This is a genomic window from Caballeronia sp. AZ1_KS37, assembly GCF_023631165.1.
GTDB classification, from domain to species: domain Bacteria; phylum Pseudomonadota; class Gammaproteobacteria; order Burkholderiales; family Burkholderiaceae; genus Caballeronia; species Caballeronia zhejiangensis.
Genome location: NZ_JALQDP010000004.1, coordinates 120687 through 142342 on the forward strand (window position 1 = coordinate 120687; position 21656 = coordinate 142342).

A 21656-nucleotide genomic window follows, 5' to 3' on the forward strand; every position below is an offset into this window, starting at 1 on the left:
TTGTGAAGTAGAACTACTTTGTCGGATGCCCGGTTTTGTAGTTTTAGTTGCCGAGTTGACAAATGTCGTGCGCGGGCAGGATACCGTCGGCATCGACGTTCGTTATGCCCGAGCTGCAAACGCCCGAAAGTCTCGCGATCCAATAAAAAACGGTGCGATACCCTTTCGGGCACCGCACCGATACGCGCCTCTCGCAGCAGCGTGAAAACCTTCTAAAAGACTTTTCTGTCAGACCCGTTGCTTAGAACGAGTGCTGGATACCTGCGTACACGCCCGTCTGGCTGTGGCCAGGGAACGGGTTGTCCGTCGAAGCAGCCGAGCCATAGTTGTTGGCGTTCAGACCGTAGTTCGCGGCCTTGCTGTTCTGCACCGTCGCAACCTGCAGGTCGAGCAGCGTGCGCTTGGACAGGTTGTACGAGCCGCCGACCGTGTAGATGGTCGCGTTACCCGCGCCGTTGTTGCCGTTGACGTGGTACACCGCCGCGATCAGCGCTGCTGCCGGCGTGGCTTGCCACGTCACGCCGCCCCATTCGTGATCGAGCGTGGTCGGCTGGCCGGGCAACTGGCCCGTCATGCCCGAGCTGCGGATTGCCTGATAAGCGCCCTGTACCTTGAACTGACCGAGGAACAGGTTGAACATCGCCGTGTACTCGCGCGAGTACGCATAGACGCCGTTGCCGCCCGAGCCGCCGTCGATCGGGTTGTACGCGCCGCCGAGCGTACCGTTTGCCGGGTTGCGGATTTCGTCGTACATACCGCGAATCTGGAAGAGGGGCGTCGTGTACGTGATGTACGCGCCCGCTTCGCGGCCTTGCGGCGTCGTGCCGTTACCGTTCCAGTTCGTCGCGTTCGAGAGCGAGTACTGACCGTAGAAGTCGAAGCCCGCGAACTTCGGCGACTGGTACGAAATGTTGTTGCTCGACTGCGGCCAGTTGCGGCCACGCACCAGCGATGCGGACGACCAGTTCGACTGACCGAACGGATCGAAGTCCCATACGCCGTTGGCGATGAAGAGTTCACGACCCAGCAACAGCGTACCGAACTGATTGTTCGCGATACCGACCGTCGCCCAGCGATTGAAGAGGCCGCCGCCGCCCGGGCCTTGACCCGTCATGGTGTTGAAGCTGCCTTCCAACTGGAACACGGCGCGATAGCCGCCGCCCAGATCTTCGACGCCCTTCAAACCCCACAAGCTCGTGCCCCAATCGCCGCTTTCCGCCTTGAAGCGGTGCGAAGAGCCGGTGGCGGGCGCGCCGGCCGGACCGGTCGGCACACCGTTCATGTATTCGAGCCCCGCGTCCAGGCGGCCATACAGCGTCACGCTGCTCTGAGCGTGCGCCCCCGCGCTGAACGCCAGCAGTGCTGCCGACGCGAGCAAAGCTTTCTTCATCATCTCCTCCAACCCTGTCAAGAAATAGAACCCAAGTGCTGCTGTGTGGTTCGATGCGAGCGCACCCAACCGAAAATGTTTTCAGAGGAAGGACACGCGCGGGCTGTAGTGCTAGTGACGATTCGCACGTCGTGGGCGCGAATCTGACCCCGATCCGTCGATCGGTGCCGTTCCTCAGTTTCTTTTGGACTTTTGAAGTAAAACTACTTTTTGTGTACTTCGTTTTGGTACTTTCGTTACCAATTTAACAAATTACGTTATGGTCGCCAAAGAAAAATGACGATCGCCGACCGTTTGTGTCAAAAATGCAATGCCCATGTGCTAGGCAGTCGACCCACAGGATGGGAAATACGCCGCAAAGCCTTATTCCATCAGGGCTTCAGCGGCATGTAAGTTTCGGGGTCAGGTTTGTCGCCTATTGACGCGCGCTCGCCGCGGCGCTAGGTCGAGTCAGGGCGCGAAAGAGGTCTAAAGCCTTGCGGCCGGGCGTAAAAAAAGCGCCTCACGGACGCTTTTTTTGGAGTGGAAGGCTGCTTCCGGCAGCGATCGCTTACTTCAGGCTGCCCGACAGAAACTGCTTCAGGCGCTCGCTCTTCGTGTTGCCGAACACGGCATCCGGATGGCCTTCTTCCTCGATGCGCCCCTGATGCAGAAACACCACATGGTTCGACACGTTGCGCGCGAACGCCATCTCGTGCGTGACGACGATCATCGTGCGGCCTTCCTCGGCGAGCGTCTGCATCACCTTCAGCACTTCGCCGACGAGCTCCGGATCGAGCGCGGAGGTCGGCTCGTCGAAGAGCATGACATCGGGATGCATCGCGAGCGCCCGCGCGATGGCCACGCGCTGCTGCTGCCCGCCCGACAGATGCGACGGGTACTGCTTCTCCACGCGCGGCGCGAGCCCGACTTTCTCCAGATAGGTACGCGCGCGCTCCTCCGCTTCTTTCCGCGAAAGTCCGAGCACGTTGACGGGCGCCTCGATCACGTTCTCCAGCACGTTCATGTGCGACCAGAGATTGAAGTGCTGGAAGACCATCGACAGTTTCGAGCGAACCTGCCGCAATTGCTGCGCGTCCGCCGCCTTCAGCGCGCCGGTCTTGTCCTTCATCGTGCGGACTTCTTTCCCGTCGACGAAGATGCGCCCCTGATTCGGCTGTTCGAGAAAGTTGATACAGCGCAGCATCGTGCTCTTGCCCGAGCCCGACGACCCGATGATGCTGATGACGTCGCCGGCCTTCGCCTTCAGCGACACGCCCTTGAGAACTTCGTTGCTGCCGTACTGCTTGTGAATGTCATCGACGAAAAGCTTGTGCTGCTGGGAAATCATGAACGGTCCTTGAGCGGCGGTGAACTTATTTGCCTTGCGGCCGCAAATAAGCGAGCCAGCGATGCTCGGCGCGGCGGAACAGCCACACGAGCGCGAACGAAATGCAGAGGTAGAGCAGGGCGGCGAGGCCGAACGCCTCGAACGACTGATACGTCGCCGAGTTGACATCGCGCGCGATCTTGAGGATGTCCGGCACGGTCGCCGTGAACGCGACGGTGGTCGCGTGCAGCATCAGAATGACTTCGTTGCTGTAGTAAGGCAGCGCGCGCCGCAACGCCGACGGAAGAATCACGCGCCGATACAGCGTGAAGCTCGACATGCCATACGCGCGCGCGGCTTCGATTTCGCCGTAGGGCGTCGCCTTGATCGCGCCGGCGAAAATCTCGGTGGTGTAGGCGCACGTATTCAGCGTGAACGCGAGCAGCGTGCAGTTCATCCCGCTTCTGAAGAACTCGGAAAGCAGCATGTGATCGCGCACGACCTGGAGGCTATACAGGCCCGTGTAGCAGAGCAGCAATTGCACATAGAGCGGCGTGCCGCGAAACACGTAGGTATAGAGCCACACCGAACGCGAGAGCAGCTTGTTCTTCGACACCCGCGCGACCGCGAGCGGCACCGAAAGACAAAAGCCGAGGCCGATGGAGATGACGAGCAGCCACATCGTGATCGCGAGACCGGTGATGCGGTAGCCGTCGGTGAAGAGGTAATTCTTCCAGTATTCCTGGATGATTTCGATCATGATCCCTGCCGCCCTGTAATGGACCGATTAGAGGTCGGCCTTGCGCACGCCGATGGAATAGCGCCGCTCCAGCCAGATCAGCACGAGATTCGAGATCGTGGTGATCGCGAGATAGATCGCGCCCGCGAGCAGCGTGAAGAAGAAGAAACGCAGCGTGCCCTTGCCCGCGTCCTGCGAGGCCTTGACGACGTCCGCGAGACCGATGATCGACACGAGCGCCGTCGCCTTGACCATTACCTGCCAGTTGTTGCCGATGCCCGGCAGCGCGAAACGCATCATCTGCGGAAACATGATGCGCGCGAAGGTCTGCCACGGCGTCATGCCGTAGGCCGCGCCCGCTTCGAGCTGGCCGCGCGGCACGGAAAGAAACGCGCCGCGGAAGGTTTCGGTGAAATACGCGCCGTAGATGAAGCCGAGCACCAGAATGCCGGCGAGGAACGGATCGATGTCGATCTGATCCCAGCCCATCGCGTCGGTGAAGAGATTCAGCCAGATCTGGATGCTGTAGAAGAGCAGCAGCATCAGCACGAGATCGGGCACGCCGCGGATGAGCGTCGTGTAGACGGTGCCGACGCCCGACGCGACGCGGTTCTTCGACAGCTTCGCCGCCGCGCCGATCAGGCCGATCACGAAGGCGAACACGAGCGACAGCACCGCCAGCTTGACGGTCTGCCAGGTGCCCGCGAGGATCAGCGGACCGTAGCCTTGCAACATGGTGATTCCTTGGTAAGGTGCCTGACGTGCATGGAGTGTGACGAGCGCGGCGGTCGGTATTCTAGATGGCCAAAATTGCGAGCAGCCGCTGCTGCTAACCCTGCCAACGTTTCCGATGCGTTTTTCCGGCGCATCGCGGCGCGTTCCGGCGTCTCGCGGGCGTTCCCAACCCGTCGCCGCCCGGAAAAGCGCGGTATTTTACCCGAAGCCGGCCAGGGCGCGAGTTCGAAGCAGGATGTGTCCGATTACATGCATCAGCGGAACGATGTAGTGCCGTGGCGCGCGTTGTTTCGGAAGGGCGTCGCCCTTACATTCTCTCCATCGCAAAACAACGCCTTGGGCGGGAGCAAATACCATGATCGAGATTCGCCGCAGCAACGAACGGGGTCACGCCAACCACGGCTGGCTCGACTCGTATCACAGCTTCTCCTTCGCCGATTACTACGATCCCGAGCACATGCACTTCGGCGCGCTGCGCGTGATCAACGAGGACCGCGTCGCGGGCGGACAGGGCTTCGGCGCGCATGGCCATCGCGATATGGAAATCGTGAGCTACGTGCTCGAGGGCGCGCTCGCGCATCGCGACAGCATGGGCAACGGCTCGACGATCCGTCCCGGCGATGTCCAGCGCATGAGCGCCGGCACCGGCGTGCGCCACAGCGAATTCAACGGTTCGCCGACGGACACCGCGCACTTCCTGCAAATCTGGATCATTCCGGATGCGCCGGGCGGCGCGCCCGGGTATGAGGAAAAGCGCTTCGCCGACGATGAAAAGCGCGGCCGCCTGCGGGTGATCGCATCGCCGGAAGGCACCGACGGTTCGGTGAAGATCGGCGCGAACGCGCGCATCTTCGCGGGACTTTTCGACGGCGACGAGCGCGCGGACTTCGACGTGCCGGCGGGCCGCCGCGTGTATGTGCATGTGGCGCGCGGCGCGGTGACGGTCAACGGCGAAGCGCTCGGCGCGGGCGACGCCGTGAAGCTCGAAGACGTGTCGAAGGTGACGATCGAGAAGGGCGATAACGCGGAAGTGCTGCTGTTCGACCTCGCCTGATCGTTCCACTGATGTAAAGAAGGCCGCGGAGCGCATGCTCCGCGGCCTTCTTTCATGCGCCGAGACGGCTTACGGCTTGGCCGTGGCGGATGCGCCCGCCGCCGCGCCCGGTGCGCCGTCCGGGCCGCCGCGGTGCTTGCCCCAGCGCTCGTGCATCTTCTGCTCGTGCTCGCGCATCTTCGCGAAGTGCTTCTTCAGCGCCGTGCTGACCGTCGTCTTCTGCTGGTCGTTCAACGCGTTGTAGAAGTTCAACCACGCGGTCGCGGTCTGCTCGCGCAACTGCTCGTTCTGCTGCTCGATCTTCTGATGCGCGGCGTGCATCGCGTTCAGGTCGAGGATCGGCTGGTTTTCCATCGACTTCATCTGATCGTGCATCTGCCTGAAGCTTTCGCGCATCGCCTGACGATTCTGCTTCATCGTCGTGAGCGCGGTCTGCCACAGCTTTTCCTGATCCGAGTTTAGCTTCAACTGGCCGTGCAGTTCGTCCAGCTGCTTCTGCATCCGCATTTCCATGCGGTGGCCGCCGTGACCGCCGGGGCCGCCCATCATGGCCGGACCGCCCGGAGGCGGCGGGGGCGGCGCGTCGTTCGTCGCGGCGTAGGCCGTGCCGAACGTCAGCGCGATTGCGGCAGCGGCGGCGGTGAGGATGCGATATTGCTTGGCCATCTTGGTACTCCCTTGATTGTTTTCGAAGCCGAAGCCGCGAAACCTGCATCGACGTACGGGTTGATGCGTGGAGGTCTCGCGCTTGTCGGTGAGACACAGCGTAGGGGTTCGCCGTGCACGGCGTGTTACGGCATGGTTTAGGCTTGTTACGCAGGTTTACGCCTCGCTTTCGTCGTAACACCCCGTAACCCTTATGGCAGGCCTGTCATCAATCGAGGTCTGACGCACGCGCTAAACTCCATTCCATGACTACGCAAATACTTGTCGTCGACGACGACGCCGAACTGCGCGACCTTTTGCGCGACTATCTGGTCCGGCAGGGCATCGAGGTATCGGTGCTGCATGACGCCGGCGGTCTCGAACGCCGCATCGAACGCGAGCGGCCCGATCTCATCGTGCTCGACCTGATGATGCCGGGCGTCGACGGGCTGACCGCGCTCAAAGCATTGCGCGCATCCGGCGACGACATCCCCGTCATCATGCTGACCGCACGCGCGGACGACGTCGACCGCATCGTCGGCCTCGAACTCGGCGCGGACGATTACCTCGGCAAGCCGTTCAATCCGCGCGAACTGCTCGCGCGGGTGCAGGCCGTGCTCCGCCGCCGCCGCACGATTCCGTCCGCCGCGCCGGAGCAGCGCGAACCGTATTCGTTCGGCCGCTTCAGGCTCGACTTCCAGTCGCGCACGCTGCAACAGGACGACAGGCCGCTCACGCTGTCGGGCAGCGAATTCGCGCTTCTGAAAATTTTCGTGAACAACCCGATGCGCACGCTCACGCGCGAGCGCCTGCTCGAACTGCTCCACGGTCCGGAGTACGACGGCACCGATCGCGGCATCGACGTGCAGGTGTGGCGCCTGCGCCGCATCCTGGAAACCGATCCGTCGGCGCCGCGCTTCATCCAGACGGTGCGCGGACGCGGTTACGTGTTCGTGCCGGACGGCGAGCAAAATGCGCCGGGCAATTGACACGCTGTTCGGCCGGCTGGTCGTCATCGTCATCGGCATGCTGGTGTTGTCGCATGTCGCGTGGTTCGCGATCATCCGCTTCGAGCGCGATAACGTGCAGACGCGCTTCGCCGTCGAGGAGGCCGTGTTCCTGGTCGAGGCGGTGCGCCAGCACATCGCCAATACGCCGGATCAACCGCTGCCGCCGCGCGTGCGCCTCGTGGCGCTCGATAGCCCGGACGTGCCGAAGCAGCCGGACGAGGGCACGCCGCCGCCACTGCAGCGCTTTGTCGAGGATCTGAAAGACCGTTTGCCCGACGGCACCGACGTGCGTCTTAACGAGCCCGGCGGCCCGCCGAGCGTCTGGGTGCACGGCGCGAAGGACGCAGGCTGGGTCGTCGTGCCGGTGCAGCCGCTGCGTCCGCCGCGCTCGCGCGACCGCATGCTCGTCTGGCTCGCGCTGATCTTTTCAACCGCCGTGCTCGCCGCGCTTTTCGGCGCGTGGCAGTTGCAGTCGCCACTGCGCGCGCTCGCGCAGGCGGTCGGGCGCTTCGGACGCGGCCAGCCGACGCCGCCCGTGCCGGAGCGCGGTCCGCGCGAATTGCGGCAGCTCACGCACGGCTTCAATCAGATGGTCCGCGAGGTCTCGCAGACGGAGAACGATCGCGCCGTCATGCTTGCAGGCGTCGCGCACGATCTGAAGACGCCGCTCGCGCGCCTGCGTCTGCGCGCCGAAATGATGGACGACGACAAAATGCGCGACGGCGTCGTGCGCGATGTCGATTCGATGGCGCATATCGTCGACCAGTTCCTCGTGTTCGCGCACGACCGCCCGGACGGCAGCGAGCCGGTTCCCGTCGACGAGCAGTGCGAGCGGATCGCGCGGGCGTATCGCGCGGTGTCGCCGGACGCGCAGCCGATCCGCCTGAAGCTCGAAGCGGGGCCCGCTTTCGCGCTGCCGGCGGCGTCGCTGGACCGGTTGTTGTCGAATCTGCTGGATAACGCCCATGCATACGGCGCGCCGCCGGTCGTCATCGAGACGCGGCGGGAAGCCAAGGGCTGGGTATTGTCGGTGTCCGATCACGGCAAGGGCATCGCGCCGGACGATCTCATCAAGGCGAGCCGGCCTTTCGTGCGGCTCGATCCGGCGCGCGGCGGCAGCGGCCACAGCGGGCTCGGACTCGCGATCGTGGAGCGGCTCGCGCGACGTGCGGGCGGCGAGTGCGAGATCGGCAATCGTGCCGACGGCGGATTGCAGGTCACGATGACCTTTCCGTTCGACAGCGCCACGCGGCCGGTGCAGGAGCGCCGCGCCGGGTCGCAGCACGAAGAGCGCGCGCTGTAACGGCGCGCTCGGTCAGAGAGGCGGAGCGGCGTCAGTCGAACAGGGTTTCGAGCGCGGACGCCGCTTCGCTGTCCACCGTGTTGTACGTCACCGTCGACGCCTCGAAGATGTAGTGCGTCGTGTACTTGCCGAGGCGCGAGAGAATCTCCTCCTGAATCACCTCGGGCGCGAGATCGATCTTCAGGAACCACGTCGTCGACGACAGCCGCGTCTGAAAAGAGCCGTACTCGGCGAGCAGGTGGTCGAACGTTTCTGCGTCCTGATCCCGGCACACGATGACCAGATTTCCCTTCATGCAATCCTCCCGATTCACGCCAGCGGCATTCGATTTCGAACATCGATGATACCTGCGCGATGCGTGCGCGTCGCGGCACGCGCATGACCGTGCGGTGACTCGACGCGCCGGTTCGGCCGGCTACTTGCCGGCCAGCGTGTCTTCGGGATGCCGGGTGGACGGGCCTGGATCGGCGGGGCGCACTTCGCTGCGGTCGCGCCCGCGCGATTTCGCCTCGTAAAGCGCGAGGTCGGCGCGCGAGAGAATCCATTCGAGCGCGTCGTCGGGCGCGAGCTCCGTGATGCCGATGGATACCGACAGCGCCGCGTCGTCCGGCAGATGCGCGCAGTGCTCGTGATGGAAGCGCTTCCGCAGGCGCTCAAGCACGGCGTGCGCGTCGGCGAGCGGGGTTTGCGGCAGCAGGATGCCGAATTCCTCGCCGCCGAGCCGCCCGATCGCATCGCTCGGACGAAGCTGCGCACGGCACACTTCGACGAAATGCTCCAGCGCGCGATCGCCCGACGCGTGCCCGAAGCGGTCGTTGATCTGCTTGAAGTGATCGAGATCCGCGATCGCCACCGACAGCGGGGTGCCGACCGAGCGCGCGAGCTCCACTTCGTGACGCAGCGTGTCGAGGAAATAGCGGCGCGAGAGGGCGCCGGTGAGCGCGTCGTGGCGCGCTTCGGCCGAAAGCAGCGTATTGGCCGACTGGAGCTGTTCAGCGAGATCGCGGGTCGCGCGGTGCAGGCGCCGCTCACGCGAATACGACGTCGCGATCACGATCGCGAGCGTCACGACGCCGAGCATCGTCAGGAACACGAGGAAGCGGTCGCGGCTGTGATTGCGGCTGATCTCCGGCCAGCTCGTGAGCGGATGCACGATATGCGCCGACAGTCCCGAATTGAGACCCGTGCGCTCGTCGTAGAGCGAAGGCACGTTGCTGCCGTTCGCGGCGTAGAAGGTTTGCGCGAGCGCGGGCGCGAGCCAGTGCTCCGAGGCGCGCATCTGCTCGCCGATGTGCGCGATGCGCAGCTCCGGAAACGACTCGCGCCGATAGTGCTCGACGCGTTCGCGCTCCGTCATGCGCGCGATGGGCGCATTGGGCATCGCCTGGTATTCGAGCCGGCCGTCGTGCGCCATCACGACGACGCCGTTTTCATCGGTCACGAAGGTGCCGGCGCGCGACACCCAGTGCCGCAGCCGGTCGATGCTCACTTTGGCGATCACCGCGCCGACCAGGATGCCGTCTTCGTAAGCGGGCGCCGCGATGAAGATGCCCGGCTCGCCGGACAGCCGCCCGACGCCGTACATCTCGACGAAGCCGCCGAGCAGCGCGCGGGCGACATAGCCCCGGGCGCTCATGTCGTAGCCGATGAAGCTGTCGTCGTCGGCGGCGTTGCTCGACGCAATGCAGAAGCCGCGCTCGTTGACGAGCCAGATCGAGTCGAGGCCGGAGAAGCCCTGCGCGTCGTGCAGGAAGTGATTGACCTTTTCGAGCGCGGGGCGCGCGGTCCAGTCCTTGCGGCGTTCGAGTTCCGTCCCGGCCGGGTTCGAGGCATAATTCCGCGACTCCGCGAGCGCGCGCTGCGTGAGGTCCATCTGCGCGAGCGTGGCGGGAATGGCGCGCGACATCGCCAGATCGCTCGCGATGATCTGCGCCATGTTGTCGACGATCGACCCCGCCATCTGACGCTCGGTACGCACCGTCGCCGTCATCTCCTGTTGTACCATTCGGTCCGACAACAAGCCGGCGGCCACCCAGCACGCGCACGCCAACGCGGCGATGCCGAGCGTCGCGATCACACGGTGCAGGATGAGTTTGTTCATCGGACGCGCGCGCATGGGAGGTTCACGCGAGACAAAGGTCACATGCGCCATGCCGGCCATTCGGCGCGGTGTGCACATGGCGGTCGACGCGGGCGTGTGGATTGCAGCGCGTGATGTCTGCCGTATTCCGGCTTGTGCTCGCAACGGGGCGGCGGGCGCGGCTCAGGCGGTTATTCGGCTCGGATCTGGCGTCTCGCATCGCATCGGCGCTCAAATTATTGTTTGTGATAAGCCCAGATTGGACGATGTTTTTTGCCGCCTATCAAGCGCCATGTCACGGCGTGCGACGTCTGTCCAACACAACGGACGCGCGCCGGGCGCACGCGCTGGCGCTTCTTCGTCGAGTAGCGGCGAGCCGCAGCCAAACTGAAAGGAAGCGAAAGCACGAGCGCCGGGCGCATTCGACGCGGGCTGCCCTTCATTTTGCCCGTGCCGTGCCGAAGAGCAACAGAAACATCGCATGATTCGCGTGCCGGACCGCATGAAGGTTGTGCCTGTCACGCGGGTTGGTGTAGTGTCGCGCGGTTCAGAACGGGGATCGTCTGACGCGGCGACTGCCTGGCGCCGCGCTGCGAGCTGAACGTGTCGTCGTTTCGGCGGCTCCGTGCGTTGAGCATGGGGTCGTCCCGGGCAGAGGCTTCTTGCCCGCCTGACGGTTATCTGCCGTCAGAAGCAACATCCCGCGCCCGGCGCGGTCGGAACAAAGCCTTACGGGGAGGGCCTTGCATGGAATTTGGTTTCAATCTGAATCGCACGGCGAATGCGTCGGCGTGGCGGATCCTGCCCAACCGCTGGGATTTCGTCGCGTTCCCGATGATCATCTGCATCATCGCGCTCGCCGCAGTCGGTTTCCACGAGACCCTGGCGCCGATCTCGACCCTGCAGACCCAGGCGATCTCGCTCGACCCCGCGAATCTCCCCGAATACGCGTTGCGCACGACCTTGCGCATGCTGCTGGCGATGGTCGCGTCGCTCATTTTCACGCTGATCTACGGCACGCTCGCGGCGAAGAGCCGGCGCGCGTCGATCGTGCTCGTGCCGATTCTCGACATTCTCCAGTCGGTGCCGGTGCTGGGCTACATCTCGTTCACGGTGACGTTCTTCCTCGCCATGTTCCCGGGGCGCGTGATCGGCGCCGAATGCGCGGCGATCTTCGCGATCTTCACGAGCCAGGCGTGGAACATGACGTTCAGCTTCTATCAGTCGCTGCGCACGGTGCCGCGCGATCTGGACGAAGTCTCGCGCGGTTTTCATCTCACCAACTGGCAGCGCTTCTGGAAGCTCGAAGTGCCGTTCTCGATGCCGGGCCTCATCTGGAACATGATGATGTCGATGTCGGGCGGCTGGTTCTTCGTGGTCGCCTCCGAGGCGATCACGGTCGGCAACCGCACGATCGTACTGCCGGGCATCGGCGCGTATCTCGCGACCGCCATCGGCGAGCGCAATCTCTCCGCGATCGGCTGGGTGATTCTCGCGATGACCGTCGTCATCCTGGCCTACGACCAGTTGATGTTCCGCCCGCTCGTCGCGTGGGCGGACAAATTCCGCATGGAGAACACGAGTTCCGGCGACGAGCCGAAGTCGTGGCTGCTCGACCTGATCCGCCGCACGCGCCTGATTCACCGTCTGCTGGTTCCGGCCGGCTGGATCCTCGCGAAGGCGGCGCGCGTGCCCATCAAGCTGCCGTCGCTGCAGGGCGCGCTGGAAAACGTCGGCCTGCCGCTGCGCGCGAAGGTGCCGTCCACGCGCGCGGGCGATATCGCGTGGGGCACGGCCGTGCTGCTAGTTACGGTGTTCGTCGTGTGGAAGGTCGCGTCGTTCGTCGCGACGGGCGTCACGTGGAGCGAAGTCGGCCACGTGTTCGTGCTCGGCTTCATCACGCTCTTGCGCGTGGTCGTGCTGATCGCGATCGCTTCGGTGATCTGGGTGCCGCTCGGCGTGCTGATCGGCCTGCGCCCCGCGCTCGCCGAGAAGATCCAGCCGCTCGCGCAGTTCCTAGCCGCGTTCCCGGCGAACCTGCTGTTTCCGGTGTTCGTCGTCGTGATCGTGCGCTGGCATCTGAACCCGGATATCTGGCTCTCGCCGCTGATCGTGCTCGGCACGCAGTGGTATATCCTTTTCAACGTGGTGGCGGGCGCGTCTTCCTACCCGAACGATTATCGCGAGGCCGCGACCAACTTCCAGATTCGCGGCTGGCAGTGGTGGAAGAAGTGCATGCTCCCCGGCATCTTCCCTTACTACATCACCGGCGCGATCACCGCTTCGGGCGGCGCGTGGAACGCGAGCATCGTCGCGGAAGCGGTGTCGTGGGGCAAGACGGAGGTTGTCGCGCATGGTCTCGGCGCGTATATCGCCCAGACGACCGCCGCGGGCGACTATCCGAAAATCATTCTTGGCATCGCCGTGATGTCGCTGTTCGTCACGCTGTTCAACCGACTGTTGTGGCGCCCGCTATACGCCTACGCCGAAGCAAGACTCCGGCTGGATTGAGGACGAGTTCCGATGCAGAACCTGAAAACTACGCAGACGTCCGCTGCGCAAGACTCGCGGCGACCCCAGGGCACGCCGCCGCGTCTCGGCGCGGAAATCCTGCGCGTCGCGAACGTGAGCCGCGGCTTCAACAAGACGCAGGGCGAACTGCTCGTGCTCGACGATGCGAATCTCTCGCTGCGCGAAGGCGAGATCGTCGGATTGCTCGGACGTTCGGGCTCGGGCAAGTCGACGCTTTTGCGCATCATCGCCGGGCTGATCGAGCCGACGGGCGGCGAAGTCACTTATCTGAACGAGCCGTTGCGCGGTCCCGCGAAGGGCGTCGCGATGGTGTTTCAGACCTTCGCGCTGTTTCCGTGGCTGACCGTGCTGCAGAACGTGGAAGCGGGTCTGGAAGCGCAAGGCGTGGCCGCGCGCGAGCGGCGCGAGCGCGCGCTGGCCGCGATCGACCTGATCGGTCTCGACGGCTTCGAGAACGCGTATCCGCGTGAATTGTCGGGCGGGATGCGTCAGCGCGTGGGTTTCGCACGGGCACTGGTCGTCGATCCGACCTTGCTGTTGATGGACGAGCCGTTCTCCGCGCTCGACGTGCTCACCGCCGAAAACCTGCGCACCGACCTGCTCGATTTGTGGACGCAAGGGCGCATGCCGATCAAGTCGGTGCTGATCGTCACGCACAACATCGAGGAAGCGGTGTTCATGTGCGACCGCATTCTCGTGCTGTCGTCGAATCCGGGCCGCGTGATGGCCGAGATCAAGGTGCCGTTCAAGCATCCGCGCAATCGCCTGGATCCGGCGTTCCGGCGTCTCGTCGACGATATCTACGCGAAGATGACCGCGCGGCAGATGGGCGAAGCGAAGAAGAAGGGGCTGGAGTTGGGAAGCTGGCTGCCCGAAGTCTCGACGAACCTGATGGCGGGTCTCATCGAAACGCTCGCGGCCGAGCCGTACCACGGCCGCGCGGACATGCCGGAAATCGCGCGGTCGCTGCATCTCGAAGTGGACGATCTCTTCCCGATCGCGGAAGTGCTGCAACATCTCGGTTTCGCGGACGTGCGCGAGGGCGACATCTATCTGACGCCGCAGGCGCGCGTGTTCGCGGAGTTCGGCACGCAGGAGCGCAAGATGATGTTCGCGGAGCATCTGCTGCGGCACGTGCCGCTGGCGGCGCGGATCAAGAAGGTGCTGAACGAGCGGCCTGGGCATCGCGCGCCGCGCTTGCGCTTCGAGCAGGAACTGGAGGACTTTCTCTCCGACAAGGCCGCGCAGGAAACGCTCGATGCGGTTATCGACTGGGGCCGCTACGGGGAAATTTTCTCGTACAACGATCAGACCGAGATGCTGAGCCTGGAGGACGTGGAGGCTTGAGTTTCCTGTGGATGCAAGCACGTGAAGCGCGGTTGCCGGCGACGGCGCCGCGCTTTTTCTTTGCGCGTTGGCCGTTTGGCTGAATGTTCGCGCGGTGCGTTGAATCGTACCGTTTTCGTCTTGAACAGTGTTGCTGCGTGTGTAAAGCTACACACGCAGCGTTCGGAGACGAGATGGATTCATCGCGCTTGATACGAATGCTGCTGGATGACGGGTGGCACTTGGACCGAATTGTCGGCAGTCACCATCATTTCAAACGTCGGGGAAATATGAGCTTGGTCACGGTGCCTCATCCCCGAAAAGATCTTTCCATTGGAACGGTAAGAAGCGTCCTCAAGACGGCCGGGTTGCTCAACCGGCTGTACTCTTCATAACGGAGATTCGAAAGTGGAATTCCCAGTCGCCATTCACAAAGACCCGGACAGTTGCTACGGCGTTACCGTGCCTGACATTCCCGGCGTTTTTTCTGCGGGAGAGACGGTCGACGAGGCAATTAAAAATACGAAGGAGGCAATCTACAGCCACGTCTCGATTCTTATAGAGGACGGTTTGGACGTTTCGCTGGTGCCTTCCCCGATTGAAGATCTGATGCCGAACCCCGACTTCGCCACGGCAATCTGGGCCTACGTCGAAGTCGATCTCTCGAAGCTCGACTCGCGTCCCGAGCGCATCAACATCAGCCTGCCGCGATTCGTGCTGCGCAAGATCGACAGCTACGTCGAGGCGCGCCACGAAACCCGCAGCGGCTTTCTGGCGCGGGTCGCGCTCGAAGCGATCGCGAACGGCTGAGACCGCAAAAAAGCGCGGCGCTCGTGACGAGCGCCGCGCGTTCGATATCCAGCCGCGGGAAACCTACTGCAGATTCCCCCAACGCTCGACGGCCGGTTCCGCCGACGCCCATTTCCATCCTTCGGATTGCTGGCAGGCCGTAGCGACGAACCACTCGGCGGGCGCTTTCGCATCGTCGCCATCGACGACCGAGAACGCGAATTCCTTGCAGCTCGCGAGCGCGCTATTGAACTCGCGCAGCACGCGCACCTCGCCGTGGCCGTTCTCGACCGGCAACGTATGCTTGACCTTCCATGGCCGCGTTTCGCCGACCTGCGACATGCCCGCCGTCACCGCGATCATGACCTGCTGATCCTGATGCAGCGATTTCATCGTGCGCGCGACGAGTTCGTCGGTGGCGGCCTGCACCGCGATGCCGACGCCCAGGCCCACAGCCGGGTTCGTCGTGAACGCGCCGGTCGCGACGCCCGCCACCGCACCCGTCGCGGCGCCGATCGATGCGCAGCCGCTCATCGTCACGCACGCGGCCGCGCCGGCAGCGACGAGCCCAAGACGCAGCGCAAAAGATACGTCGAAAGACAGCGTCATTGCAGCGCGCCCCAGCGCGGCGTAGCCGGTTCGGCCGACGCCCACTTCCACTTGTTGCCGTCGCGGCAAACCGATGCCACGTAGAACGCGCTGTCGGCGGGGCGGTCCTTGGTCGCGTCGCGATCGACGGAAAACACGATCTCCTTGCATTCGAGCACGCCGCTGCTGATGGTGCGGCTCACCGTCACGCGGCCTTTTTCGTCGTCCTCGATCGGCACTGAATGCACGGCCTTCCACGGCGCAACCGCGCCGACCGCGAGCGGACCGGCGACCGTCGCAATCTGATCCTGCGAGTAGGTATGCGCGACGCGCTGCGTGTACTGCACGCCCGCGCGCGCGGCGGCGACCGCGCCGAGGCCGATGCCCGTTGCGACGGCGGCGTTGCTGGTGACACTGTTTGCCACCGCGGCGCCCGCGATACCGGCGCCGGCCGTCGCGCCTTCGCTGTAGAGCGAATTGCATCCGCTGAGACTCACGCAAGCGATGGCGCCCGAAACGATCGCGGCGAGCGCGGCGGCACGCGACCCGCGCCGATGAACCCTGATCTGCATGTTGCTTTTCCTTCGTCTTCCGTTTCCCGACGCTTGCGATCGGGGTTCGAGGGGCTCGAATCTACTTGAGGTTCCGCCCTCAAGTCACCGCCCGGCAACGCGAAGAGACGAAACGCGCACGCGGGCTTCGCGCATTTTGAAGCATGCTTCTAATTACCGGTTTGAGAAAATTGCAAGAAATTGCAAGCGTGAAGAGCACGTTTTGATCCACGTATCGCTCCGTGCGCGAAAAAAAAGCGAGCGCGGATGTCTGCGCTCGCTTCCCGGTCATGCGGATATCGCCTCGGATACGCTTCAGCTTTCGCTATTCGACGACGCGTCGCTGCCCTCGGTGTCCTCGTTTTCGTACGCGCCCAAGCGGTTGTACAAAGTCTTCAGGCTCACCCCGAGCGCTTTCGCGGCGCGCCGCTTGTCGCCGCCGCAGTGTTTGAGCGTGCCGAGGATGATCTGCTTCTGCGCATCGGCGAGCGGCGTGCCGACCCAGACGTTCATCGCGTCGCCTTGCGTGACGGGCTTCTTCACGCGCGATGCGAGATGCGGATGCGCGATCTCCACCGTCTTCTCCGCCAGAATGAACGCGCGATAAACCGTGTTCTTCAGTTCGCGCACGTTGCCCGGCCACGAATACGTTCGCAGCACGTCGAGCGCGCGTTTGCTGAAGACCTTGTTCGTGCCCTCCTGCGCGTTCATTTCGGACAGGAAATGCTGTGCGAGCAGTTCGCGATCCGAATCGCGCTCGCGCAACGGCGGCGCGCGCAGCGGGAACACGGCGAGCCGGTACATGAGATCCTCGCGCAGGCCGTTTTCCTTCACGGCCGCGACAGGATCGCGGTTCGTCGCTGCGATCACGCGCACATCGGAGCTGATGAGATCGTTGCCGCCGACGCGAAAGAACGTGCCTGTTTCCAGCGCGCGCAGCAGCTTGACCTGGCGCACGGGCGACATCTCGGTCACTTCGTCGAGGAAGAGCGTGCCGCCGTTCGCATGCTCGAAATAGCCGATGCGTCCCTGCACCGCGCCCGTGAAGCTGCCTTTCTCGTGGCCGAAGAGCTCGGCCTCGATGAGATTGTCGGGAATCGCACCGCAGTTCACCGCGATGAACGGCGCGTCCTTGCGCGCGCTGTGGTCGTGAATCGTACGGGCGACGAGCTCCTTGCCTGTGCCCGACTCGCCGATGATGAGCGCGGTCGCATCGGTCGCGGCCACGCGCTCGATTTGCGCGTACAACTCCTGCATCACGGGCGACGAGCCATAGAGCAGTCCATAAGACTTCAAGCCCGGCACTTCCCCCGTGTTGCGTTTTCTTTGCGCGGGTGTATCGCCGACCGCGGCGGGCGGCTGATCCAGATCGGTTGACGCCATGTGTCCTGATCGTTCCTGAGTGCTGCGTATGTAGTGGGCGGGCGGCGGACTCGCGCGGGCGCTTCCGGTTGCGGTCGGCCTGGCGCGGCTCGGCGCGCGCGAGCGGCGCAACCGTGGATGACCGCGCGCATCGGCATATGACGCGCCCTTGCGCGCTGCCCTTGAGACTCACGCGATCCGTGAGCGTCGTTCCTGGTTGAGCGTCGGTCCAGGCGCGTCTGCATCGGCTGCTTGTTCAGAGCCGGTTCGTTGCAAACGCACCTATCTCATAAACGCTATTTAACCATTCGCAACGACATTGCGGCAATGCGCGGGCCGGCCGTTCGGCGCATTTTGTCTGCATCGCGCGGGCCCTCGCGGCGCTTCCGGAAAGGTTCTCCTTGCCGTACTGAAAATTTACAAGGCGACGGCGTAATTGTTACCCGATCGTCGGCGGGTTCGCCTCCCATCGGCAGTCCTGCGCGGTGTCGCCGGATCTGGCACGAAAGCTGCATGATAGGGCTCACATCGTGACTCATATTCGAAAAATTGCCGACGGGCGCGGTCTCGGAGGCGCGCACACGAGGATGGGCGAGAGAGGCAACGCATCATGGAAGACATTTTCAACTTCGACGGGGGCGCACATCCGCGCTCGATTCCCACGCGGCCGGCCCGGACCCGGAAGGAACTCACGGCCGGCGAGCCGATCGACATCTATCACTGGGCCGCTGTCGCGCTCGTGACCGCGCTGATGTGCGCGGTGCTAGGCTATGCGGCGGGCACGCCAGCGCTCGCGCGTGCCGCGAACGTGACGAGCCTCGTGTTCGGCGCGATGGGCGGCGCGTTGATGGCGAGCGGCGTCGTGCGCAGCCTGCGCGCGCGGAGCGCGGCGGGCGAGCGCCTCCGCGTCGCGGGCGTGCCGGTCGCCGAAACGCGCTGACGCGCGCCGACGATCCCGACAAACCCACTTGGGCGAGGACTACATTCCATGAGTCAAACGACTGTCCAGCTTGCGTTGGGCAAGCAAAAGATCATCGAAGACATCAAGGTGCTGCTGAACGACGCGGAGGAATTGCTGCGCTTGTCGGCGACGCTGCCAGGCGAGGGCGTCGATGCGCTGCGCTCGCGTCTGCGCGATCACGTCGATTCGGCGCGCGGCGCGCTCGAAGATGCACAGGCGAGTGTGCAAAGCCGATACCGCGCAGGCGTCGATTGCACCGAGAAATACGTGAAGGACAATCCCTGGCAATCGCTCGGCATGGCGGCGGGCGTCGGTTTTCTGGTGGGACTTCTGGTTTCGCGGTGATTTACAGCTTTATCGCTCCGGCCGGCTTTCCTGACAGCGGCGATTTTCATTAGACGAAGGAGAGAACACAAATGGCACGGCCTTCAATCGGAATTTTCGGCGCGCTGTTCGCGCTAGGCGGCGTTCTCGCATGGAAGTGGGTGCAGTCTCAGGACGCCGGGCGGCGCACTGCACGCGATCTGAGCCGTTGGGAAGACGAGGGCGGCAAGGTGCTCACGCCCGCCACCGGCGCGAGCGGGCAGGCCGTAAATGGCCACGGTGCGGTCGGCGGCACCGCCGATGCATGGCATTTTCCGCGGAGTTGATTCACTTCAGACATTCGGCCGAATTAATGGTCCGATCAATCAAACGCACGCTGGACCAGCGTGCGTTTTCATCTTGATAAACGCTTATAATCAGTGAAACTTCGGCCATAAGTTGCCTAAATGGAAAAACTTACTTGGGCCGAATCAAGCGTGCAGAAATCGGAAATTATTTTATTTTTCGCGCATTCTGCGTGACGCCGATTATCTTTTTTCGGCCGTAACCGCGAATCGCACCGGCCCGTGCGGCAGCGCCGCCGCGCGGAGAAGACCACGCCGCCACCTGGCGTGTGACCCTGAAACGCTTAGGAAGAATTCGAAACGCAATGCCACACGTATTGATTGTCGATGACGATCCCAGTACCCGCGAGGCGCTAGCCGCGATCATCGGCGAAGACGGATTGACGACGGCCACCGCCAGCGATCTGCGCGAGGCGCGCATCCAGCTCGTGCGGCAAACGCCGGACGTCGTATTCACCGATCTCAAACTGCCCGATGGCACGGGCGTCGACCTGTTCGAGGATCTCGATCCGCGCTCGGGCGTCGAGTTCATCGTCATTACGGGACACGCGACGGTGGAATCCGCCGTCAGCGCGCTCAAGATGGGCGCCGCCGACTACCTCGTCAAGCCGATCAACATGCAGCGCGTGAAGGCCATCCTTTCGCGCCTGCCGCGCGCCGGCGACCTGAAAGCGGAAATCGGCACCTTGCGCGGCGAATTGCGCCGCATGGGCCGCTTCGGTCTGATGCTGGGCAATTCACCTGCCATGCAGACTGTCTACGACCAGGTCGGCCGCGTCGCGCCGACGGCGGCATCGGTGCTGCTCATCGGCGAGTCGGGCACCGGCAAGGAAGTCGCCGCGCAGACGCTGCACGAGCTCTCGCTGCGCCGCAAGCATTCGTTCATCGCGGTGAACTGCGGCGCGATCTCGCCGAACCTGATCGAATCGGAGATGTTCGGCCACGAGCGCGGCTCGTTCACGGGCGCGGATCGGCAGCACAAGGGTTATTTCGAACGCGCGAACGGCGGCACGCTGTTCCTCGACGAAATCACCGAAATGCCGATCGAGCTTCAGGTGAAACTGCTGCGCGTGCTGGAGACGGGCATGTTCATGCGCGTCGGCACGACCAAGGAAATCGAGACGGACGTGCGCCTGATCGCCGCGACCAATCGCGATCCCGAGCAGGCCGTGCTCGAAGGCAAGCTGCGCCTCGACCTTTATCACCGTCTGAACGTGTTCCCGATCAACCTGCCGCCGCTGCGCGAGCGCGGCAAGGACGTCGAGCTGCTCGGCCAGGCGTTTCTCGACGAACTGAACGCCCGGTACAACACGAAAAAGGATTTCCCGCCCGCCGTCCGCGAGATGCTGGCGTCGTACAACTGGCCCGGCAACGTGCGCGAACTGAAGAACTACGTGCAGCGCGCGTACATCATGTCGGCGTCGGACTCGGACAGCACCGCGACCGTGCCGCTGCAGATTTCGCTTTCGAAGCCGTCGGCGGGCACGGCGGTAACGATTCCGTTCGGCACGTCGCTCGCGCAGGCCGACCGTCAGCTCATTCTGGCGACGCTCGATCAGTGCGGCGGCGTGAAGACGCGCGCGGCGGAAATCCTCGGCATCAGCCTGAAAACGCTCTATAACCGGCTCGTCGAGTACGGCGAGGATGCGAACAAGGCTGCCGTCGGCGAAGGCGGCGACATAAGCGATTCCGACAGCGAAAATCCCTGAACTTCGCGTATCTTTAGACAAATCGACGCCTGCGGCTTGTAAAACCGCAGGCGTTTTTCATTGGCAGGCGCGTTTTCTACGCCGATAATGTCTCAGAAGCGAACGTAGCCGATGTGTCTCAGGGGCATGGCCCTTGCTGCCGATCGAATGACATCCGCGCAGTCGCGCCAGTGCGTGTCGCGGATGGGAAAAGTACGATCACAAGACCGCAAGGAGCCCATCATGTCACTCAACATGTCGATCCGCGCTTCCGACGATGCCCGTTTCGAAGCTCAGACGCCGCAGCCGCCGGACCCGCCGGTGACGCCGCCGGACCAGCCGCCGCCCACGCCGATTCCGCCCGACACCAATCCGGACCCGACGCGCGAGCCGCCCGAACCGCCGTCGCAGCCGATCGGCGATCCGCCGCCTGGACCGGGCGATCAGCCGCATGTGCAGTAGCGTGTCAGAACGATGTTGAACCGCAGACGTTGGACAATGCCCAGAATTCGTGCAAGGTTTGAATAAGTTTCCATCCCGGACGTAGGGATTACAACGGATGACGCAACGATGACCGGCGACACGTTCTGTCGCCGGTCGTTTTTTCTGAAGCCGCGCTCATCGCAGCGCATCGGTCCGACGCCGCCGACGTCACTATCGCGACGGCCTTCTTACCTGGAGGCATCATGAGGCATCCCGCACTTCGACGCTCCGCGCGTCATTCTTCCAAGCGCGAAGCGCGCGCCGAAGCCGCCAAGTCGGCCGGCACGCAGAGCGCGTCCGCACCGCCCGCCGAACACGATCCCGCCTCGCAGAACCGCCCCGCGCCTGGCGTACCGCCCGATGGCGAACACAATCAGGGCGGCGTGCGGCGCGAAGGAATCGACTATCAGCGCGATTTGGGCTCCGAGCAGGACTCGTGATTT

At 63.8% G+C, this 21656-nt stretch carries 23 protein-coding genes; 13 read left to right on the forward strand and 10 right to left on the reverse strand.

The genetic code is table 11. The features are described 5' to 3' along the window. Window positions 1–241 precede the first annotated feature (241 nt). The 4 genes from NCS00_RS04360 to NCS00_RS04375 all read right to left on the reverse strand — a co-directional run bounded on the left by NCS00_RS04360 (window position 242) and on the right by NCS00_RS04375 (window position 4173). Window positions 242–1390, reverse strand: coding sequence for a porin (locus NCS00_RS04360; RefSeq protein WP_008350822.1), 1149 nt, complete (start codon window positions 1388–1390; stop codon window positions 242–244). Between the two features lie 550 nt (window positions 1391–1940). After that, a complete protein-coding gene (locus NCS00_RS04365; protein ID WP_008350821.1) occupies window positions 1941–2720 on the reverse strand; it encodes an ABC transporter ATP-binding protein in 780 nt (259 codons plus the stop codon). A 25-nt stretch (window positions 2721–2745) separates the two neighbouring features. Continuing rightward, window positions 2746–3459: an ABC transporter permease gene (locus NCS00_RS04370; protein WP_008350819.1), complete on the reverse strand. Its 714-nt coding sequence runs from the start codon at window positions 3457–3459 to the stop codon at window positions 2746–2748. 27 nt (window positions 3460–3486) lie between these two features. Further along, window positions 3487–4173, reverse strand: coding sequence for an ABC transporter permease (locus tag NCS00_RS04375; RefSeq protein ID WP_008350817.1), 687 nt, complete (start codon window positions 4171–4173; stop codon window positions 3487–3489). Between the two features lie 355 nt (window positions 4174–4528). On the opposite strand from NCS00_RS04375, the gene NCS00_RS04380 reads away from it, so the two are divergent. Further along, entirely contained in the window at window positions 4529–5227 is a 699-nt protein-coding gene (locus NCS00_RS04380; RefSeq protein ID WP_008350815.1) for a pirin family protein, read from the forward strand. A gap of 69 nt (window positions 5228–5296) precedes the next feature. Here NCS00_RS04380 and NCS00_RS04385 read toward each other — a convergent pair whose 3' ends face one another. After that, window positions 5297–5893, reverse strand: coding sequence for a Spy/CpxP family protein refolding chaperone (locus NCS00_RS04385; protein WP_250439398.1), 597 nt, complete (start codon window positions 5891–5893; stop codon window positions 5297–5299). Window positions 5894–6138: 245 nt separating this feature from the next. Here NCS00_RS04385 and NCS00_RS04390 point away from each other — a divergent pair, with 245 nt between their 5' ends. Together NCS00_RS04390 and NCS00_RS04395 are read left to right on the forward strand one after the other, a co-directional pair. Then, complete coding sequence (locus NCS00_RS04390) at window positions 6139–6861, forward strand: response regulator (protein WP_008350810.1); 723 nt, start codon at window positions 6139–6141, stop codon at window positions 6859–6861. Then, window positions 6845–8185: an ATP-binding protein gene (locus tag NCS00_RS04395; RefSeq protein ID WP_008350808.1), complete on the forward strand. Its 1341-nt coding sequence runs from the start codon at window positions 6845–6847 to the stop codon at window positions 8183–8185. The genes NCS00_RS04390 and NCS00_RS04395 overlap by 17 nt, the downstream gene beginning before the upstream one ends. Before the next feature lie 31 nt (window positions 8186–8216). On the opposite strand, the gene NCS00_RS04400 is transcribed toward NCS00_RS04395, so the two are convergent. Further along, a complete protein-coding gene (locus NCS00_RS04400; protein ID WP_008350806.1) occupies window positions 8217–8480 on the reverse strand; it encodes a hypothetical protein in 264 nt (87 codons plus the stop codon). A gap of 120 nt (window positions 8481–8600) precedes the next feature. Beyond that, the gene (locus tag NCS00_RS04405; RefSeq protein ID WP_034471417.1) at window positions 8601–10286 is read right to left on the reverse strand and encodes a sensor domain-containing diguanylate cyclase; all 1686 of its coding nucleotides are present in this window, start codon (window positions 10284–10286) and stop codon (window positions 8601–8603) included. A 726-nt stretch (window positions 10287–11012) separates the two neighbouring features. Between NCS00_RS04405 and NCS00_RS04410 the strand changes: the two genes are divergently transcribed. The 4 genes from NCS00_RS04410 to NCS00_RS04425 all read left to right on the forward strand — a co-directional run bounded on the left by NCS00_RS04410 (window position 11013) and on the right by NCS00_RS04425 (window position 14933). Continuing rightward, window positions 11013–12776 carry an ABC transporter permease gene (locus tag NCS00_RS04410; RefSeq protein WP_008350803.1) on the forward strand — a complete coding sequence of 588 codons (1764 nt, stop codon included), beginning with the start codon at window positions 11013–11015 and terminating at the stop codon, window positions 12774–12776. A 12-nt stretch (window positions 12777–12788) separates the two neighbouring features. Continuing rightward, a complete protein-coding gene (locus tag NCS00_RS04415) occupies window positions 12789–14144 on the forward strand; it encodes an ABC transporter ATP-binding protein (RefSeq protein WP_033536675.1) in 1356 nt (451 codons plus the stop codon). Between the two features lie 173 nt (window positions 14145–14317). Then, entirely contained in the window at window positions 14318–14518 is a 201-nt protein-coding gene (locus NCS00_RS04420) for a type II toxin-antitoxin system HicA family toxin (RefSeq protein ID WP_075644177.1), read from the forward strand. Window positions 14519–14531: 13 nt separating this feature from the next. After that, window positions 14532–14933, forward strand: a complete 402-nt coding sequence (locus tag NCS00_RS04425; protein ID WP_033536674.1) for a type II toxin-antitoxin system HicB family antitoxin — start codon at window positions 14532–14534, stop codon at window positions 14931–14933. Window positions 14934–14996: 63 nt separating this feature from the next. Here NCS00_RS04425 and NCS00_RS04430 read toward each other — a convergent pair whose 3' ends face one another. The 3 genes from NCS00_RS04430 to NCS00_RS04440 all read right to left on the reverse strand — a co-directional run bounded on the left by NCS00_RS04430 (window position 14997) and on the right by NCS00_RS04440 (window position 17434). Further along, window positions 14997–15521: a hypothetical protein gene (locus tag NCS00_RS04430; protein WP_008350799.1), complete on the reverse strand. Its 525-nt coding sequence runs from the start codon at window positions 15519–15521 to the stop codon at window positions 14997–14999. Next, a complete protein-coding gene (locus tag NCS00_RS04435; RefSeq protein WP_008350798.1) occupies window positions 15518–16072 on the reverse strand; it encodes a hypothetical protein in 555 nt (184 codons plus the stop codon). Before NCS00_RS04435 ends, NCS00_RS04430 begins: the two co-directional genes overlap by 4 nt. Window positions 16073–16366: 294 nt before the next feature. Then, window positions 16367–17434 (reverse strand): sigma-54 interaction domain-containing protein, encoded by a 1068-nt coding sequence (locus tag NCS00_RS04440; RefSeq protein WP_008350797.1) that lies wholly within the window; start codon window positions 17432–17434, stop codon window positions 16367–16369. A 589-nt stretch (window positions 17435–18023) separates the two neighbouring features. Between NCS00_RS04440 and NCS00_RS04445 the strand changes: the two genes are divergently transcribed. From NCS00_RS04445 to NCS00_RS04470, 6 genes are all read left to right on the forward strand, one after another. Beyond that, on the forward strand, window positions 18024–18353 hold the full coding sequence (locus NCS00_RS04445) for a hypothetical protein (protein ID WP_008350796.1): 330 nt from the start codon (window positions 18024–18026) through the stop codon (window positions 18351–18353). 48 nt (window positions 18354–18401) lie between these two features. Then, the gene (locus NCS00_RS04450; RefSeq protein ID WP_250439400.1) at window positions 18402–18719 is read left to right on the forward strand and encodes an ElaB/YgaM/YqjD family protein; all 318 of its coding nucleotides are present in this window, start codon (window positions 18402–18404) and stop codon (window positions 18717–18719) included. Window positions 18720–18790: 71 nt separating this feature from the next. Then, a complete protein-coding gene (locus NCS00_RS04455) occupies window positions 18791–19024 on the forward strand; it encodes a hypothetical protein (protein WP_008350794.1) in 234 nt (77 codons plus the stop codon). A gap of 323 nt (window positions 19025–19347) precedes the next feature. Then, window positions 19348–20751, forward strand: a complete 1404-nt coding sequence (locus NCS00_RS04460; RefSeq protein ID WP_008350792.1) for a sigma-54-dependent transcriptional regulator — start codon at window positions 19348–19350, stop codon at window positions 20749–20751. A gap of 222 nt (window positions 20752–20973) precedes the next feature. Continuing rightward, window positions 20974–21192 (forward strand): hypothetical protein, encoded by a 219-nt coding sequence (locus NCS00_RS04465; RefSeq protein ID WP_008350790.1) that lies wholly within the window; start codon window positions 20974–20976, stop codon window positions 21190–21192. 224 nt (window positions 21193–21416) lie between these two features. Further along, window positions 21417–21653: a hypothetical protein gene (locus NCS00_RS04470; protein WP_008350788.1), complete on the forward strand. Its 237-nt coding sequence runs from the start codon at window positions 21417–21419 to the stop codon at window positions 21651–21653. Window positions 21654–21656 lie beyond the last annotated feature (3 nt).